19 protein-coding genes and 1 tRNA gene are annotated in these 17,571 nt (G+C 60.8%); 7 read left to right on the top strand and 13 right to left on the bottom strand.

The features are described from left to right. The first annotated feature begins 30 nt into the window (after positions 1-30). Positions 31-966 carry a transporter gene (locus K2Q04_RS06860; protein ID WP_291161071.1) on the top strand — a complete coding sequence of 312 codons (936 nt, stop codon included), beginning with the start codon at positions 31-33 and terminating at the stop codon, positions 964-966. 26 nt (positions 967-992) lie between these two features. On the opposite strand, the gene K2Q04_RS06865 is transcribed toward K2Q04_RS06860, so the two are convergent. Beyond that, a complete protein-coding gene (locus K2Q04_RS06865) occupies positions 993-1,607 on the bottom strand; it encodes an NYN domain-containing protein (protein ID WP_291161074.1) in 615 nt (204 codons plus the stop codon). Between the two features lie 361 nt (positions 1,608-1,968). After that, positions 1,969-2,286, bottom strand: a complete 318-nt coding sequence (locus K2Q04_RS06870; RefSeq protein ID WP_291161076.1) for a hypothetical protein — start codon at positions 2,284-2,286, stop codon at positions 1,969-1,971. A gap of 503 nt (positions 2,287-2,789) precedes the next feature. Between K2Q04_RS06870 and K2Q04_RS06875 the strand changes: the two genes are divergently transcribed. Together K2Q04_RS06875 and K2Q04_RS06880 are read left to right on the top strand one after the other, a co-directional pair. Continuing rightward, entirely contained in the window at positions 2,790-3,128 is a 339-nt protein-coding gene (locus K2Q04_RS06875; RefSeq protein WP_291161078.1) for a hypothetical protein, read from the top strand. Next, complete coding sequence (locus tag K2Q04_RS06880; protein WP_291161081.1) at positions 3,067-4,539, top strand: ammonium transporter; 1,473 nt, start codon at positions 3,067-3,069, stop codon at positions 4,537-4,539. Before K2Q04_RS06875 ends, K2Q04_RS06880 begins: the two co-directional genes overlap by 62 nt. Positions 4,540-4,699: 160 nt before the next feature. Here the strand turns inward: K2Q04_RS06880 and K2Q04_RS06885 are convergent. The 5 genes from K2Q04_RS06885 to K2Q04_RS06905 form a co-directional block, all read right to left on the bottom strand. Further along, positions 4,700-4,785: transfer RNA gene (locus K2Q04_RS06885), tRNA-Leu, on the bottom strand. A 70-nt stretch (positions 4,786-4,855) separates the two neighbouring features. Beyond that, positions 4,856-5,200: a hypothetical protein gene (locus K2Q04_RS06890; protein ID WP_092862681.1), complete on the bottom strand. Its 345-nt coding sequence runs from the start codon at positions 5,198-5,200 to the stop codon at positions 4,856-4,858. A 13-nt stretch (positions 5,201-5,213) separates the two neighbouring features. After that, the gene (locus K2Q04_RS06895) at positions 5,214-5,516 is read right to left on the bottom strand and encodes a hypothetical protein (RefSeq protein ID WP_291161087.1); all 303 of its coding nucleotides are present in this window, start codon (positions 5,514-5,516) and stop codon (positions 5,214-5,216) included. A 62-nt stretch (positions 5,517-5,578) separates the two neighbouring features. After that, positions 5,579-7,588 (bottom strand): protein meaA, encoded by a 2,010-nt coding sequence (locus K2Q04_RS06900; protein WP_291161090.1) that lies wholly within the window; start codon positions 7,586-7,588, stop codon positions 5,579-5,581. A gap of 142 nt (positions 7,589-7,730) precedes the next feature. Further along, positions 7,731-8,093, bottom strand: coding sequence for a hypothetical protein (locus tag K2Q04_RS06905; protein WP_291161093.1), 363 nt, complete (start codon positions 8,091-8,093; stop codon positions 7,731-7,733). 226 nt (positions 8,094-8,319) lie between these two features. On the opposite strand from K2Q04_RS06905, the gene ccrA reads away from it, so the two are divergent. Beyond that, positions 8,320-9,633, top strand: a complete 1,314-nt coding sequence (ccrA, locus tag K2Q04_RS06910) for a crotonyl-CoA carboxylase/reductase (RefSeq protein ID WP_291161096.1) — start codon at positions 8,320-8,322, stop codon at positions 9,631-9,633. A gap of 84 nt (positions 9,634-9,717) precedes the next feature. On the opposite strand, the gene K2Q04_RS06915 is transcribed toward ccrA, so the two are convergent. Next, positions 9,718-10,608 (bottom strand): YihY/virulence factor BrkB family protein, encoded by an 891-nt coding sequence (locus tag K2Q04_RS06915; RefSeq protein WP_291161099.1) that lies wholly within the window; start codon positions 10,606-10,608, stop codon positions 9,718-9,720. 363 nt (positions 10,609-10,971) lie between these two features. Between K2Q04_RS06915 and K2Q04_RS06920 the strand changes: the two genes are divergently transcribed. Genes K2Q04_RS06920 through K2Q04_RS06930 form a run of 3 tightly spaced genes read left to right on the top strand, consistent with a single transcriptional unit; the run spans position 10,972 to position 13,928 of the window. Further along, positions 10,972-12,651 carry an acyl-CoA dehydrogenase family protein gene (locus tag K2Q04_RS06920; RefSeq protein WP_291161102.1) on the top strand — a complete coding sequence of 560 codons (1,680 nt, stop codon included), beginning with the start codon at positions 10,972-10,974 and terminating at the stop codon, positions 12,649-12,651. Between the two features lie 22 nt (positions 12,652-12,673). Beyond that, entirely contained in the window at positions 12,674-13,066 is a 393-nt protein-coding gene (locus K2Q04_RS06925; protein ID WP_291161104.1) for an META domain-containing protein, read from the top strand. Between the two features lie 37 nt (positions 13,067-13,103). Next, positions 13,104-13,928, top strand: a complete 825-nt coding sequence (locus K2Q04_RS06930; protein ID WP_291161106.1) for an SDR family NAD(P)-dependent oxidoreductase — start codon at positions 13,104-13,106, stop codon at positions 13,926-13,928. Here the strand turns inward: K2Q04_RS06930 and K2Q04_RS06935 are convergent. The 5 genes from K2Q04_RS06935 to K2Q04_RS06955 form a co-directional block, all read right to left on the bottom strand. Further along, positions 13,907-14,482 (bottom strand): DNA-deoxyinosine glycosylase, encoded by a 576-nt coding sequence (locus K2Q04_RS06935; protein ID WP_291161109.1) that lies wholly within the window; start codon positions 14,480-14,482, stop codon positions 13,907-13,909. The two genes, K2Q04_RS06930 and K2Q04_RS06935, sit on opposite strands and share 22 nt — an antisense overlap. Before the next feature lie 5 nt (positions 14,483-14,487). Then, positions 14,488-14,970 carry a 23S rRNA (pseudouridine(1915)-N(3))-methyltransferase RlmH gene (gene rlmH / locus K2Q04_RS06940; RefSeq protein WP_291161111.1) on the bottom strand — a complete coding sequence of 161 codons (483 nt, stop codon included), beginning with the start codon at positions 14,968-14,970 and terminating at the stop codon, positions 14,488-14,490. Between the two features lie 66 nt (positions 14,971-15,036). Beyond that, positions 15,037-15,498, bottom strand: coding sequence for a ribosome silencing factor (gene rsfS / locus K2Q04_RS06945; protein WP_291161113.1), 462 nt, complete (start codon positions 15,496-15,498; stop codon positions 15,037-15,039). 110 nt (positions 15,499-15,608) lie between these two features. Continuing rightward, a complete protein-coding gene (locus K2Q04_RS06950) occupies positions 15,609-16,259 on the bottom strand; it encodes a nicotinate-nucleotide adenylyltransferase (RefSeq protein ID WP_291161116.1) in 651 nt (216 codons plus the stop codon). Positions 16,260-16,284: 25 nt separating this feature from the next. Then, a complete protein-coding gene (locus K2Q04_RS06955) occupies positions 16,285-17,571 on the bottom strand; it encodes a glutamate-5-semialdehyde dehydrogenase (protein ID WP_291161119.1) in 1,287 nt (428 codons plus the stop codon).

Here is a 17,571-nt window from a genome sequence, read left to right on the forward strand (position 1 = left end):
TCTGTTGCTTTGAAAGCGAGGCGTGGCGAATTGTTTGGCAATGGTGGCTTAGGGGTGGGATTAGGGCGTAAGGCGGCTGCCGCTGCGACGGTCGCGTTCGCATTCGCATCGCTCCACGTCGCGGACGTGCACGCGGCCGAAGGCGGGCTTACCAACTATGTTCCCGGCTACTACGGAGACTTTGCGGTGGCGGTCGCGCCACCCAAAGGTCTCTACGTCTACGGAACAGCCTATAGCTACCAAGCGAAGCTGAAGGGCCCCGCGGTTCCGAACACGGTGTCCGCCAGCGCCATGCTCTATCTCGGCGGATTTCAATACGTCACCGATTACAAGCTTTTCGGCGCCACCGTCGCGTTCGGGTCGTATACGACTTTCCTCGATGCCAACCTCGAAGCGAAGCCTCCGCCGTTCAGCCTCGATGCGAGCGTCTCAAATCGCGGCGACACGAGTGTCTCGCCGCTCATTCTCTACTGGTCGTCCGGCAATCTATATGTGAGCGCCTATCAAGCGGTGATCATGCCGACAGGCCCTTACGATCGCGGCGCGGCGCTGAACTCAAGTCGGAATTACTACAGCTTCGATTCCGTGCTTGCGTTGACTTGGCTCGATCAAAAGCAGGGGTATGAGATTTCGCTCGTACCCGGCCTCATGTTCAACACTCGGAATACCGCGACGGATTACCGGACGGGCAATGAGTTCCATCTGGACGGCATGCTCAATCGGTATCTCTCGCAGGATTTTGCGATTGGCTTGCACGGCTACGTTTATTCGCAATTTACCGATGACAGCGGCGCCGGGGCGCCGAAAATCCGCAGCTCATCCGCGGCCATCGGGCCTGCGGTTCTCTGGAATACGACCTCTCTCGGCATTCCGGGCAAAATCGTCGGAAAGTGGCTGCACGAAGTCGACGCGACCAATCGGTTTCAAGGCGATATTTTAAGCGTGACCGCCGCGATCAAATTCTAGCGGCGAAGCAGCATGACGAGCGGGATTTACTTTTCGTTCTCGTCCATTTTGGCCAGGTCGCGCTTCTCCGCGGAGTCGCGTTTATTGCAGGCGGGTTTCTTCAGCGCATCGGCATATGTGCGATTGATCTCATTTTCCAGGTCGGCCAAATCAATGAAATGATCGGCTTGCCGGCGCAGTTCATCGGAGATCATGGGTGGGTCCGTCTCGAGGGTGGAGACGACGGTGACGCGCTTTCCCAACTCCTGGAGCGCGGCGACGAGGCTGCGAAGATCTCCATCGCCCGAAAAGATGATCATGTGATCGAGTTGATTGGCCATTCGCATTGCGTCGACGGCTAACTCGACGTCCATATTCGCCTTGAACTTCTTTCGACCCGATGCGTCGGTGAATTCCTTCATCGGCTTGGTGATGACGGAATAGCCGTTGTAATCGAGCCAGTCGACCAAGGGGCGCATTGCGAAGTATTCGGGGTCGTCGGGGATGGCTGTATAGTAATGCGCTCTCAACAATTGAACCTTGCTTCGGAAGAGGTCCAGGAGGCGCCGGTAGTCGATGTCAAATCCCAATGATCTCGCTGACGCGTGAAAACTCGCCCCGTCAATCAGGAGAAGGGTTCGTTCGTTCGGATAGAGCTTCATCTTTCTGCCTGGACTGACGCACGAGGTGATCCCGGAGCATCTTGCTCTTGGGGCTAATAATTCGATCTGGAAGACAGTCGGAAGGGGGCCGCCAGCCGATCGCGCGGTTGAAGCTGCAATATTAATCTTTATACGTAGCAATTACGGCGTTCTTAGAGAGACAAGCAATAGTCAAGTTGGGTCGGCCTTGAATTTTTTATCGATCCAGCGGGGCGGCGACTTGGGTTTTGTGCACTTGCTCACGAGACTTCCGTTGCCTGGGCTCGCTGATGGTTGCGATGACGCCGGGTCGAATTCGGACATAAAAAAGGACCCGCCTCTCCGGAGGACGGGTCCTTTCTCGTTTCGGTGTTTTACGGCTTTACGGCTTCGGGGCTGCCGGTGCGGGGGCCTTCACGCTCGTGTCGGTGTTCGGGCTGGTGCCGCTGGTGCCTGTCGAAGCGCCTGTCGACGGTGAGCTGGTATCAGCAGGTGTCGAGGGCTTCGTGGTGTCAGTCGCCGCGTTCGTCGTGGGATGATTTACGTCGGCAACTCTCTGGGTGTGATTGTAGTAATACCAACCACCTAGTGCGATAGCCGCGACCACGAGAAGGCCGGCAATCCATGATCCCGTCGAATTTGCTACGTCGTCTTGGCCGAGATTGCGCTCCCGGCCTGTGCGAGGATCTTCATATGACATATTGTTTCCTCCAAATTGCTTCGAAGGGGGAACGAAATGGGCGCCATTCGGTTCCGATTTTCCCCGACCGGGCTGGCCCACCGACCAGGCTTTGCCGGTAACGAATGATTGCGGTGTCTTGCTTGTTCGACTGCCCATTCAGCGGGGCGCGGCTCTGTGCAAGTTCGCGCAATTGATGCCGCGGGGGGTAGGGGCTCTCCCCATCGCTGTGGCGAATCGCGACTTACGATCTGACAGGCGGCCACCGGTGGCGGGCCGCTAAGAAATGTCGTGAGTGCAATGATCAACATCTTTGCAGTTTCGTAGCTTGGTGCACAGGTTTCGGGCAAGTGATCCGTGTGCAGCGCAAAGACTTGATGGCCGCCTGAACGGTCATTGCGCATACTTTCAAGGCCTTGGCTATATTTTGGTCAGTCTGGCACGATTTTTGTTTCACTTCTCGTCGGACCCTCAGTCATTTCACACGGGGTTCGGCCGCCTCCACGACATTGAATCGGGGGCACATGAAACCGATCACAGCTGCTCTATGGCCGTTCAAGCGTCCTGAGTTGCGCGAAGCGCCGATCTCGATCGACGTTGCGGATGTGATCGTTTTTCGAAGTCGGGATTTTCTCGAAAACTCCAACTCCAATTTTCTCTCGACGCTACTCGCCGTTCCTCGCCAGCTTCCGGGGAGTGAATTTTCACGCGTTAATACGCATGCGGATGAATGGATCACGGAAGAAATACTTGTCGACAATTTCAATCCCATTTTCGAATTCGATCAGGGAGATTTAGGCGATGCTGCATTCCAACATTCCCTTCGCGGAATTCACGAAGGGCAAAATTCCATCGACCGCTAAAATATTTCGTAGCATTGCCCTTGCGCTGTTCGTGGCAAGCTTTGTCAGTTGCTTCGCATCGTCGTTGTCGGTCGCGCAGGACACCGCGCCCGCAGCCGCCGCGACGCCCGCTGCTGCCCCTCCCGCCCCGCCCGCGCCTCCAGCTTGCGATGCGAAGACGCAGGAGAAGTGCACGGTGAATAGCGGCGACACCGCATGGATGCTGACTTCGGTTGCGCTCGTCCTGATGATGACCGTCCCTGGCCTCGGGCTGTTTTACGGCGGCATGGTGCGCAAGAAAAACGTCGGCGACACCGTGATGACGTCGTTCGCGATCACGTGTCTGGTCACGGTCCTGTGGGCAGCTTTCAACTACAGCTTAGCGTTCCGCGGGGGGACGCCGTTCATTGGGGGACTCGATCGAGCATTTCTGCAAGGGATATTGAGCGATATCGCGACGGGCACGACCAATCCAAGTCCGCTTGCGCCAACGATTCCTGAGACTGTTTACATTTGCTTCCAGATGACGTTCGCGATCATCACGCCGGCGTTGATTGCGGGCGCCTTCGCGGAGCGCATGAAGTTCTCGGCGATGCTTTGGTTCATCGCCTTGTGGGCGACCGTCGTCTATGCGCCGATCGCGCACTGGGTCTGGGGTCCGGGCGGTATTTTGAATGCAGGCAACGATCAGGCGTGGTTCAAGGTTCTCGACTTTGCCGGCGGCACGGTCGTTCACATCAACTCGGGTACGGCCGGGCTGATCGCCTGCCTTGTGCTTGGGGCCCGGAAGGACAGCGGTCCTGCGCACAATATCGTCCTGACCTTCATCGGGGCATCACTGCTGTGGGTCGGCTGGTTTGGATTCAACGCCGGTTCGGCGGTGACGGCTAACGTTCAAGCCGGCATGGCCATGCTCGTCACGCAGCTTGCGACCGCGATAGCCGCCCTTACGTGGATGCTTGTCGAGTGGTCGATGCGGCAAAAGCCGACGGTGGTCGGCATTTGCTCGGGCGCCGTCGCGGGGCTCGTCGCGATCACGCCGGCGTCGGGTTTCGTCGGACCGATCGGCGCCTTGGTGATCGGTATTGCCGCGGGCGTCTTCTGCTATTGGGGTACGACCGGCCTCAAGCACATGTTCGGTTACGACGATGCGCTCGATGCGTTCGGTGTGCACGGGGTCGGCGGCATCGTCGGCGCGCTGCTGACAGGCGTTTTCGCGATATCCGAATATGGCGGTACGCCGGGCTGGATCGAAGGCAATCCGCATCAGGTGATCAATCAGGCGGCCGGTATATCGATCGTTTTGGTCTACGACGTGATCGTTACCTTCATCATCCTGAAGCTTATCGATTGGACGATCGGTCTGCGCGTCGCCCAGGATGTCGAGCGCGAGGGTCTCGATTTGACGCTCCACGGCGAGATCGTTCACTAGGGGGAGCTGGCCGCATCTTCGGAGCCCCATGTTTTCGGCTCCGAAGATCGCGGTTTGCCAGGGCGCCTGCGGCGAGCAACATAATCGAGGCCACGGCCTCTCCATAGTTAGGGCCGGACCGTCCCCCTAACTACGTGAATTCTTGATGATGAAATTCGGATGGTGCCCCAGGAGGGACTCGAACCCCCACACCCTTGCAGATAGCAGATTTTGAGTCTGCCGCGTCTACCGTTCCGCCACTGAGGCATGCACCCGGATAACCGGGCGAAGCGGCGACATATAACGGCCTAGGCGGCCGCGTCAACGCGCGAAGACATTATTTGAGGGTATGAGTGACGCGGCCCGTTGCATGGTGGTGCTCTACGACCTGGATATGGTCGCCGATCTTGATGCCGCGCGACTTATAGGCGAGCACCCGGACGAGCTGTCCTGCGTCGAGCTTGACGATGACGTTTTCGCCATCGGCCGCGTTCTGCTTGGAGACCAGGGGCTCGATGTCGGTCACGGTTCCCTGGACATCTGAGTTCGAAACGGAGAGATCGAGCGTTTCGTAGCCGAATGCCAGCCCTATCGCAGCGACGACCGCGAGGGCGATGCCGAGCTTTTTCGCGCGGTCAATCCAGAGTGCTCTTTCGAGCCGCTTTCGAGTTTCTTCCCGCAAAGGCCGCCCTCCCCTAGTCGCGCTGCCTGTACCAGACCTGTCCCCAGGGTGTCACCAGTTCCGTGATGGTTATGGCGCCTCCGACCGGTATGTTCAGCGGGATTCTTGCGGAGACCGTGACCAGGCTGCCATCCGGAAGGCGCGCCGTGTAGTGCGGGGGCGTCGGAGGATACCATTTCGGAAGGGGGTTGCCGAAATCGACGGCGGTGACGGTGCCGACGACGGTTCCCTGCACACGGGAGAAGACATCACGTGCGACGCCCCAGGCGATGCCCGCGGCGAGCAACAGAAGGAATAAGACGACCCAGGTTTTCATCGGCCAAGCGTAACGAGATCCGGCCGACGCTTGCAAGCCATCGTCCGGGGTGCCTCCTACCCTCAGGCTGCCTTGGCGTAGCGGTCCACGAGCTTCACGATGTCGGCCATGATGTCGTTCAGCTGGAAGTCCTTGGGCGTGTAGACGGCTGCGACCCCGAAGGCTTTCAACGTCTTGGCGTCCTCAGGCGGGATGATGCCGCCGACGACGACGGGAACGTCATCGAGCCCTTCCTTGCGCATCCGCTCCATCACGTCCTTCACGAGCGGCACGTGAGAGCCCGACAGGATCGACAAGCCGACGACGTGGACACCTTCATCGACGGCCGCGCGTACGATCTGGCCGGGCGTCAGGCGGATGCCTTCATAGACGACCTCCATGCCGGCATCCCGCGCGCGGACGGCGATCTGCTCGGCGCCGTTGGAATGGCCGTCGAGGCCCGGCTTGCCGACGAGGAACTTGATACGCCGGCCGAGGCGGTCGGACACTTCGTTGACGCTGGCGCGTACCGTCTCCAGCTGTGTGCTGTCGCGGGCGACCGCAGCCTGGGCGACGCCCGTCGGCGCGCGATACTCTCCGAAGATTTTGCGCAGCGCCGTGCCCCATTCGCCGGTCGTGACACCGGCTTTGGCGGCCTCGATGGAGCTATCCATGATGTTGCGGCCTTCTTTCGCGGCGCGCTCGACTTCGGCGAGGGCTGCGGCGGCCTTTTTGGAATCGCGGCTTTCGCGCCAGGCCTTCAGCCTGCCGATCTGCTCGGCTTCAACCGCCGGATCGACGACCATAATCGCGTCGGTGCCGCCCGACAGCGGGGACGGCTCGGTCTCGGTGAATTTGTTGACGCCGACGACGACCAGATCGCCGCTCTCGATCTCGGACAGCCTCGATGTGTTGCTCTCGACGAGGCGGCGCTTCATGTAGTCGATCGAAGCGATGGCACCGCCCATTTTCTCGATGGTCGCGAGTTCGGCCTTGGCTTCTTCCTTCAGCGCCGCGACCTTTTTCGCGACCTCGACGGAGCCGTCGAAGATATCGCCGTACTCGAGCAAGTCCGTTTCGTAGGCGACGATCTGCTGCATGCGGAGCGACCACTGCTGATCCCACGGCCGCGGCAGGCCAAGCGCCTCGTTCCAGGCGGGCAGCTGCACTGCACGGGCGCGCGCATTTTTCGACAGGGTTACGGCCAGCATCTCGATGAGAATGCGATAGACGTTGTTTTCGGCTTGAGGCTCGGTCAGGCCGAGTGAGTTGACCTGCACGCCGTAGCGGAACATCCGGTGCTTCGCGTCCGTCACGCCGTAGCGTTCGCGCGTGATCTCATCCCAAAGCTCGCCGAATGCGCGCATTTTGCACATCTCGGTGACGAAGCGCATGCCCGCATTGACGAAGAAGGAAATGCGGCCGACGACGTTGCCGAACTCTTCCGGCGGTACTTCGCCCGAGGTTTTTACGGTGTCGAGAACGGCGATGGACGTTGCGAGCGCGTATGCGAGTTCCTGAACCGGCGTCGCACCCGCTTCCTGCAAGTGGTAAGAGCAGACGTTCGTCGGATTCCACTTCGGAACGTTCCGGGTCGAAAAGACGATCGTGTCCTTGATCAGTCGGAGCGACGGCTCAGGCGGGAATACGTAGGTGCCGCGCGACAGGTATTCCTTGATGATGTCGTTCTGAATTGTGCCGGTGAGCTTGTCGCGTGACGCACCAGTCTGGTCGGCGACGGCGATATAAAGCGAGAGGAGCCAGGCGGCCGTCGCGTTGATCGTCATCGACGTATTCATCTGGTCGAGCGGAATGCCGTCGAGCAGGGTGAGCATATCCCCGATGTGGGAAACCGGGACGCCGACCTTTCCGACTTCGCCACGGGCAAGCTCGTGATCTGAATCGTAGCCCGTCTGGGTCGGCAGATCGAAGGCGATCGAGAGGCCGGTCTGCCCCTTCGCGAGGTTTTTCTTGTAAAGCTCGTTCGACTTTTGCGCCGTCGAGTGGCCGGCGTAGGTGCGGATCAGCCAGGGTTTGTCACGCGGGGTTTTTGCCGCTTTGGTTTTCGCGTGGAGAGTCTTGGTGTCCGACATCGAAAGGGCGCCCCTGGGCTCGGTTCTAATTGTGTTGGCGGAAGGATTTACCGTAGCTGAAGCCTGTGAAAAGGCAAAACCGGCAGTTCGCCGCGCTTTGGCGCAGCGATACTGGGGAAGGGCTCGGTAGAACGGCAGTTGGTTAGCGCCGCAAGCGGGGGGCGCGGCTCGGGATCGAGACGGGCTTAATCCGGCTGACGCGATGTTCGTTGAGGAGGGTCACAAGCCACTTGCTCAGCAGGATAACGAGGAGCATCGCGAGAATGCCCAATGCTGTCGCAGTGACGGCGTTGGCGTTCTTATCGTATGAAAGCGCGATCATTTGCCGGTTGAAGAACGCCGGGCCTAGCAAGCCGCCGATTATCAGCAAAGGGACCGAGCTCAAGGCAAGTCCCGAGGAACCGATGATTTCGCGGATGAACCAGGCAACGATCGCGACAAATAAGAGCGTCGTGTAGATGGTGAAGGAGTCGGTATTCTTAAGCTGCCAAAAGAGGTCTTGCATGAGCCGCGTCCCAACTGCCCGAACGGGTAGGAAAAGGAAGCCGGAACAATAACCCTCTCTCGTTAAAGAGGAATTGAGCCGGCATTAACGGCGGCCTAACCCTCTTCATTGCAGCGCAAAAACGTGCTTCATACTGCGGTCCCCAAGCGAAGTTGGGGGAGAAACGCGAAGAAGATGAGCCATAACGGCCCTCGTCGCGGGGAAAAGGTCGGGAGACGCAACACCAATGTCGAGCCAGAAGTTGGCAGCAAAAAGCGACGTGGCCGATGCTCAGTCGGCGGCGGGCATCAAGAAAGATCTTTACGAGATCGGAGAAATTCCGCCGCTCGGGCACGTCCCGAAGAACATGTATGCCTGGACCATCCGCAAGGAGCGTGAGGGTCTGCCCGAGACGGCCATGCAAGTCGAAGTCGTTCCTACGTGGGAACTCGACAGCCACGACGTGCTCGTCCTCGTGATGGCGGCCGGCGTCAACTACAACGGCGTCTGGGCGTCGCTCGGCACTCCCGTGTCGATGTTCAGCGTCCACAAGCAGCCTTACCACATCGCAGGTTCGGACGCGTCCGGCATCGTTTGGGCCGTCGGCTCGAAGGTGAAGCGCTGGAAGGTCGGCGACGAAGTCGTTGTTCACTGCAATCAGGACGACGGCGACGATGAGGAGTGCAACGGCGGCGATCCGATGTTCTCGCCCTCGCAGCGCATCTGGGGTTACGAGACGCCGGATGGCTCGTTCGCCCAATTCTGCCGCGTGCAGGACCGCCAGCTTCTCGAGCGGCCGAAGCATCTGACCTGGGAAGAGAGCGCTTGCTATACGCTGACGCTCGCAACAGCCTACCGCATGCTCTTCGGCCATCGTCCGCACGTGCTTAGGCCCGGCCATAACGTGCTCGTGTGGGGTGCGGCCGGCGGCCTGGGCGCCTTCGCGATCCAGCTCTGCGCGACCTCTGGCGCCAACGCGATCGGCGTCGTTTCAGATGACGACAAGTTCGACTTCGTGAAGCAGCTCGGCGCCAAGGGCGTGATCAATCGCAAGAAGTTCAACTGTTGGGGACAGCTGCCGAAGGTGAACTCGCCCGAGTATCACGAGTGGCTGAAGGAGATGCGCAAGTTCGGCCAGGCGATCTGGGAGATCACCGGCAAGGGCGTCAACGTCGACTGTGTCTTCGAACACCCCGGTGAGACGACCATTCCGGTTTCCGTGCAGGTCGTGAAGCGCGGCGGCATGGTCGTCATTTGCGCTGGCACGACCGGCTACAACCTGACGATGGATGCGCGTTACCTCTGGATGCACCAGAAACGCGTGCAGGGTTCGCACTTTGCCAACCTCGCCCAAGCATCGCAGGCCAACAAGCTGGTCGTCGAGCGCCGCATCGATCCGTGCATGTCGGAAGTTTTCTCGTGGGAGCAGATTCCGAAGGCGCACATGCGGATGTATCGGAACGAGCACAAGCCGGGCAACATGGCCGTGCTGGTATCGGCTCCGACGACGGGTCTGCGGACTCTGGAAGACGTCATCGAAGCTGGGCCGAAGCCACAATAATCGTTTCGTCCTCCTTCGCCGGTCAAAGGCGAGGGAGGACGACGTTGTTTCCCGTAAAATTCCTGATTTTCGGGGTGGCACGCTTTACGTGCCGCTCATCGTGCCGAGGCGCAGCGCCTCGCGCTCTGCCGCCTCACGGCGCATGCGTTTCATTTCCAGTATGCCGCGATTGAATTCAGCGCCGAGAAGAATTGTTATCGCGGTGAACTGGAAGAAGATCAGCGCGATCATCAGCTGCGAGAGACCGGCGTAAAACAGCGAATAATTGCTGATTTTTATGTAGTACGACCAGAGCCCGGCGAGCGCGAGCCAGAGAGCGATCGTCAGGAATATGCCGGGCAATACGTCCATGACGCGCCGCTTGCCTGCCACCAACCACAAATGGAGCGCAAGCAGCTGAGCCGCCATCACGGCGCCGGCGACGCAATAGCGAATCGCGGGTCCAAAGCTGATCGAGTCGATGAGCGTTCTCACCCATCCGGCGGAAAAGTCTTCGACGATGGCCGGTCCGAAGATGCTTGGGCCGACAACGATAAACCAGGTGATCACGAGCGTCGATATCGCGTTGACGAATACGAAGAGCATGCTGATCAGCAGGCAGAGCGCGTAGGGGCGCTTCTCACGGACGCGGTATGCGCCGTTCAAAGCGGCGCGCAATGTTTCAACAGCGCTCGTCGCGAAGAAGAGGGCCAGAAATGCCGACGCCGTCAGAAGGTCGATCCGCTGCGATCCCATGACCGCTTCGATCTGCGGGGCGATGCCTTTGGCGACCGGCTCCGGCAGGATGGCAAACAATTGATTGATGGCGTCCTGCGCGAGTTCGCGGCCTCCGAAGATACCGGAGAGGGCGCCGAGAAAGATGCAAAACGGGAAGATTGAAACGACGAACGAAAACGCGATCGCGCCAGCCATCGCGAAGCCCGAATGCTCGTAGACCCGATAGAGAGCTTCGAACAGTCTTCGCATGCGCTTCATGAGTGATCTTCTCTCCCCAGGCTTTTCAGGCTTTTTATATTTGGTGGCGCGGAACCTAGTGTTTCGCCGCTCCGGGGTCCACTACGGACCTCACCGGTCAGGCCGAGGGCGGCAATTTGCACGCAGGTTCGTGGTCATCCGTAGATCTAGTAAACGGCGGGAACTTTGTTGAGTTCGCTATCGTTCGTGGCGCCTGTCGCGGGCCATACTCGCGCAATTAGGTCGCGGAGGGTTTGTTGCAGGCCGGGACCAGTTGACTAATCCTTCCCGACCGGCGAATTGGTCGCGGAGTACCGCAAGGGTAGGCAAAATACTGTGTTTCTTGCCTTGGTCTCATGCCTTGGCATTCTTCAGGAGAATCGCATGTCCGTCACGCCGATGAAGGCTGGAGCTAGCATCCTTGCCGGAGGAGCCGCGAAGCTCATCGAGCGGTGCGGGGAGGCCGTCGGCGGCGCGGACAAGATCCTGCAGGCCGCCAAGGCCGGGGTTCGGATCAAGATCCAGGAAGCAGGCGGCATCGACGAAGCGCAGCACACGGCGCATGGGCTCGCGTGGCTGGCGACGACCGTCGAGGGTCTCCGCCAGATGCACGACTGGGCGGCCCGCCTCGAAGGGGAAGGGCGCTTCGGCGAATTCGAGCAGCTGTTGCTCATCGCGGCCTTCGGCGAATACGCCGCGCAGGTGGCAAGCGGCATTCCTATGAGCCAGCTCGAGATCACGCGGCCTGAGGCGCTGGGCGTGCCGAAAGCCGATCTTCGCCGTTACGAGGATTCCGTTGCCGATCTCGTCGCTGAGGGCGGTTCGGAAGCGGTGAAGGCGCGTCTTGGAGAGCTGATTGCCGTTCAGCCCGACGCGATGACGTTCGGCGACACGGGTCTCGACGAGACGCACGCGCAGATCCAGGATCTGATGCGCCGTTTCTGCCTCGATGAAGTTTATCCGCACGCCCACGAGTGGCATCTCAAGAACGAATACATTCCGCTCGATGTCATCGCGAAGCTTGCCGAGCTTGGCGTCTTCGGCTTGTCGCTTCCGGAAGACTTCGGCGGCATGGGGCTTGGCAAGGAGTCGATGTGCGTCGCGTCGGAAGAGCTGTCGCGCGGCTACATCGGCGTCGGTTCGCTCGGCACGCGCGCAGAGATCGCGGGCGAGCTGATCCTCCACAACGGCACGCCGGAGCAGAAGGAAAAGTTTCTCCCGAAGATCGCCTCGGGTGAGTTGCTGCCGACGGCTGTTTTCACCGAGCCGAATACCGGCTCCGATCTCGCATCGCTCAAGACGCGTGCGGTGAAAGACGGCGACGTCTACAAAATCACCGGCCAAAAAACGTGGATCACGCATCCGGTCCGCGCCGACGTCATGACGGTTCTGACGCGCACCAATCCCAACGAGCCCGGCTACAAGGGCCTGTCGATGTTCCTCGCCGAAAAACCGCGCGGGACCGATGCAGATCCATTCCCGGCCAAGGGCATGACGGGCGGCGAGATCGAAGTTCTCGGCTACCGCGGCATGAAGGAATTCGACATTTCCTTCGACAACTTCGAAGTGCCGGCCGACAGCCTGCTCGGCGGCGTCGAGGGGCAAGGCTTCAAGCAGTTGATGATCACCTTCGAGGGCGCACGCATCCAGACGGCCGCGCGCGCTGTCGGCGTCGCTCAATGCGCGATGGACCTCGGTCTCAAGTATGCGCTCGACCGCGTGCAGTTCGGCAAGCCGATCTATTCGTTCCCGCGCGTCCGCAACAAGGTCGTGATGATGGCCGTCGAGACGATGATCGCGCGGCAGCTCACATATTTCTCGGCGCGGCAGAAGGATGCCGGCCGGCGCTGCGATCTCGAAGCGGGCATGGCGAAACTGCTCGGCGCGCGCGTCGCGTGGGCCAACGCCGACAACGCTCTGCAGATCCACGGCGGCAACGGTTTCGCCCTCGAATACCCAATCAGCCGCGTGCTCTGCGATTCCCGCATCTTGAATATCTTCGAAGGCGCTGCTGAAATTCAGGCGCAGGTGATTGCACGGCGTCTGCTCGAAGGCGCCAACTGAAGCCCTAAAGGGGGGAACGCTCATGCGGTTCATCAAGGTGATCGTTATCGGCGCGCTCGCCTTGGCGATGAGCGGTCCCGTCCTTGCTGAGGACGATGAGGATGGTCCGCTCGCTGCAAGCTGGGTTGCGATCGAGCTCAACGGCCAGCGCGTCGAGGGGCTCACCTTCGACTACACTACGGAAAAGGTCTCGGGGACGGGCGGCTGCAACCGTTTCAGCGGGCCGATTTCCATCGAGGACGATGCCATCCAGATCGGTCCCTTGGCGGCGACGAAGATGGCGTGCGGGGGCAAATCCAAAATCGAAATGCAGTATTTCTTGGCACTCGAAGCCGCGCGTTCGTTCGTTGTTGAAGGCGATGTGCTGACGCTGAAGGGCGACGACGGCCACGTGCTCGCTAAGTTCAAGAAATAGTGCGAGCGGGCGGCTATCGCCGCATTACCGGAGCCCAATGGCACGCTCTATTCTCATCACCGGGTGCTCTTCCGGTATCGGCCTCGACGCGGCGCGCACGATGCGCGAGCGCGGCTGGCGCGTCATCGCAACGGCTCGTAAATCCGAAGACCTCGCCCGGTTGAAGAATTTCCTCGGCGTCGAAGTTCTGCCGCTGGAGCTCGCGGATTCCCAATCGATCGCGACGTGTGCCATCAGCGCGCTGGAGATGACGCGCGGCAAGCTCGACGCGCTTTTCAACAACGCGGCCTTCGCGCAGCCGGGGGCGATCGAGGATCTGACGCCGAAGCTGCTGCGTGAGCAATTCGAGGTCAACGTGATCGGCACGCACGATCTGACCCGCCGCCTTATCCCGGCGATGCGCAAGAATGGTGCGGGCCGCATCGTCAATTGCTCATCCGTGCTCGGGATGGTCGTCGCTCCCTATCGCGGCGCCTACTGTGCATCGAAATTCGCGCTTGAAGCGTTGACAGCGTCGTTGCGGCTCGAACTCGAAGGTTCGGGGATTTCGGTTTCGCTGATCGAGCCGGGGCCGATCCGCTCGCGGTTCGTGGAACATGCACTCGCGCGGCTGCTCGCGACGGTCGATATCGAGAACTCGCCCCATCGCGACGTTTACCAGGCGCGTATCGATGCGATGAAGGCGGGAGGCAAGATGTCATTCAAGCTCGAGCCCGAAGCGGTGACCAAGCGGCTTATTCACGCCGTCGAAAGCGCGCGGCCGCAGCGGCACTACTACGTGACGACGCCGACGTATCTCGCCGCCGCCATGCGCCGGGTGCTGCCGCAGTTCGCGATCGATTATTTCACGCGGAGTTCCTGACGACTGCCGGCTATGTGGCCTTTGAGCCTCGATCGCCAGACGGTGAGCTTCTCGTCGAGCGTTTTCGTGTAGAGCGGGCTCGATGACGGCAGTTCGATCAGGTCGAAATCATCTTCCGCCACGATGCCGGGCTTCACGACGAAGCGGCGGAATAAATCGCGGGCCTTCTGTCCATTGAAAGCAATTGCCTCAATCGCCGGATTGGCTGCGAGGTAGGTGCCGAATGCGTTCGCGGTCGGATTGCGTATCGCTGAGTCAGCACTGCCGATGCGCTCCGCGCCTTCGAGCACATCCCAAAGTGCCCAGCGGTTGACGTTCAAGAGCGCCAAGCGCTTTTCATAGATCGGCGGCAGCTCTCTGTTGGCGAGGGCGGCAATCAGCGGCCAGAAATGGTTTCGCGGATGTCCGTAATACTGCTGCCGTCGCAGCGACTCTTCGCCGGGGAGCGTGCCGAGGATGAGCAGGCGCGCATTCTTCGGGCCAATCGGCGGGAAACTGTATTTGACGACCGGACTGCTTTCGATCTGCTGCCCTTTTACTCGCTCTGCAGCCATTGCCCTCACGCTCGATGGTAGGGATGTCCGGATAGGATCGTTGCGGCGCGGTAAAGCTGCTCCACGAGAACGACGCGCGCAAGACCGTGCGGAAGGGTCAGGGAGCCGAGGGAGAGCTTCACGGCCGCAGCGGTTAAGGCTCCATCGCCGTGGCCGTCCGGACCTCCGATGAGGAAGTTGCACGTCTTGGCGCCGCCATCGCGTGTCTCGCGGATGAGGGCTGCGAAGGCTTCGCTGGTGAAAGAGCGTCCTAATGGGTCGAGCGCTATTGCGACGTCGCCCGGGCCGATCTCCCGCAGGAGACGGGCCGCTTCTTCGCGCTTGCGCTCGTCGGCGCCAGCCGCGCGGCTTTCGGAGAATTCGCGGATCTCGATGGGGCCAAGGCCGAGCGATTTGCCCGTGCCGTTGAGGCGTTTGGCATAGCGCTCGACGATGGCGCGTTCCTCGGCGTCCTTCAGTTTCCCGATCGCCGAGATCGCGATGCGCATCAATCAACCGCCTCGCGGCCGAAGGTGCTCGGCCGCGTCTGTTTCAGGTCGTGCAATTCCGCGCAGTCAGTGCTGCGAGGAGTCGCCGCGCGATGCGTCCGGCGGGATCTCCGCCTGCCACATCTTTTCAAGGTTATAGAATTCGCGCACCTCGGGCCGGAAGACGTGGACGATCACGTCGCCCGTGTCGATCAGGACCCAATCGCAGGCCCCCAAGCCTTCCACCCTGACGCGGGTTTCGCCGCGCGCCTTGAGCTTTTCCCGCAGCTGTTCGGCGATGGCGCCCACGTGCCGGTCATTACGGCCCGACGCGACGACCATGAAATCGCCCAATGCGGATTTGCCTTTGAGGGGGAGGGAAACGATCTCCTCTGCCTTCGCGTCGTCGAGCCAACGGACGACATCATCGAGCAGGGCAGCCGAGTCCGGCGCCGAAGCGGCGGACGTGGCGGTTGAGGTGCTCTTACGAGCGGCCTCGGTTGTGGTTCGAATCAAGCGGCGAACGTCCTTTGCTGGTTGGTCCCGCATGTCTTAGCCTCCGGACGACCCGGAGCCACGCGGATATTACTGGGCGTCGCGCCGGGCCGCAATTGGAAACGACGGAAGTCGCAAAAATGTCATATAAGTCATATGCTTAGCTATTTAACCTCAAGCTCGGCTGGGTTCGCCGCGCGCAAAGCGGTCGAGGAAAGCCCGGAAAGCCGGATGGTCAGCAGCATCCAGGCGGGCGGATGCCGGTCGGCCAGGATCGCGGCTTCAGTTTCCGGCACGCGATAACGTTCGAGCGCCCGGGCGGCGGGAGAGGACAGGGCGGCGTGGCGCCAGTTCGGCCGATCTACGACCGCTATTGGCATGATGTCTGCGATGTGCCGCCAGTGCTGCCAACGGTCGAAATAGGCGAGATTGTCAGCGCCCATGATCCAAACGAAGCGGACTGCGGGGTAGCGCCGCTTCAGAAACGACAGCGTCCCGGCAGTGTAGCGGGTGCCTAGTTCGCGCTCGAAGCCCGTAATCTTCATCTTCGGTCCATGGGCGAATTCGCGGACAAGGCCCATGCGGCCAGCGAGGGGCGAAAGCCCGTTGTGCGATTTCAGCGGGTTGCCTGGCGTAATGAGCCACCAGACCTGATCGAGCTTCAGCCGCTTCATGGCCGCTTCGGCGGCGATGCGGTGACCGTCATGGGGAGGGTTGAACGTACCCCCCATTACGCCAATGCGTTGCCCCGGAAGACAGAAAGGGGTTTTGACGCGAAGGGAGCCGAAGCTTTGCAGCGGTATCTTTCGCGTCAATGGCGACGTGCCTCTCCGCGGTTCATCACTTCGGCCGGATCTGGCCGTTGCCGCGGACCTTGTACTTGAAGCTCGTCAATTGCTCGACGCCGACGGGGCCGCGTGCGTGCATCTTGCCGGTCGCGATGCCGATCTCGCCGCCAAAGCCGAATTCGCCGCCGTCGGCGAACTGGGTCGAGGCGTTGACGAGGACGATGGCCGAGTCCACGCGATCTAGGAAGCGTTCTGCCGTTGCCTCGTCCTCGGTGATGATGGCGTCGGTGTGCTGCGAGCCGTAACGCGCGATGTGGTCGATTGCTTCGTCGACGCCATCGACCATTTTCACAGCGATGATCGGCTCGAGGAATTCCTTGCCGTAGTCTTCGGGCGACGCCGCTTTGACGCGCGGGTCGGCCTTTTGAACGAATGCGTCGCCGCGCACTTCGCATCCCTCATCCAGCAGCGCCTTGACCAAGGGCGTCACGACATCGCTCTTGGCGTTCTTGTCGATGAGCAGGCACTCGGTCGCGCCGCAAACGCCGGTACGCCGCATCTTGGCGTTGACGACGATCGGCAGCGCGATGGTCATGTTTGCAGCTTTATCGACGTAGGTGTGGCAGATGCCTTCGAGATGCGCGAAGACCGGCACGCGCGCTTCGTCCTGAACGCGTTGCACCAAGCTTTTGCCGCCGCGAGGAACGATCACGTCGATGGCGCCCTCGAGGCCGCGCAGCATTGCGCCGACAGCTTCGCGGTCCGTCGTCGGGACGAGCTGAATGGATGCTTCGGGAAGGCCGGCAGCGCGAAGCCCTTCGACGAGGCAGGCGTGAATGGCCACGCTCGAATGATGGCTTTCCGAGCCCCCGCGCAGGATCGATGCGTTGCCCGCTTTCAGCGAAAGCGCGCCGGCGTCGGCCGTGACGTTCGGGCGGCTTTCATAGATGATGCCGATCGTTCCCAAGGGAACGCGCACGCGCTGGAATCTTAGGCCGTTCGGCCGCGTCCACTCGGCCAACACGGTGCCCACGGGATCCGGCAGCTCGGCGATTTCCTCAAGCGCTTTGGCTATGCCTTCGACGCGCTTTTCATTCAGAAGAAGACGGTCGACGAAAGAGTCGGGCCGACCGGCAGCTTTCGCCGCTTCGATGTCCTTGGCGTTGGCTTCGAGAATTTTGGGCGTCGCTGCGCGCAGAGCAAGGGCTGCAGCCTTGAGGGCTTTGTTCTTTTCTTCCGGCGTGGCGATGCCGAGGCGGCGGCTTGCTGCCTTCGCTGCTTGTCCGATGCCGCGCATCAACGCGGCCGTATCGTTCTCGATGCGCTCCGGTCTGTTCAT

It is taken from the genome of Hyphomicrobium sp. (assembly GCF_019753045.1).
Taxonomy (GTDB): domain Bacteria; phylum Pseudomonadota; class Alphaproteobacteria; order Rhizobiales; family Hyphomicrobiaceae; genus Hyphomicrobium_B.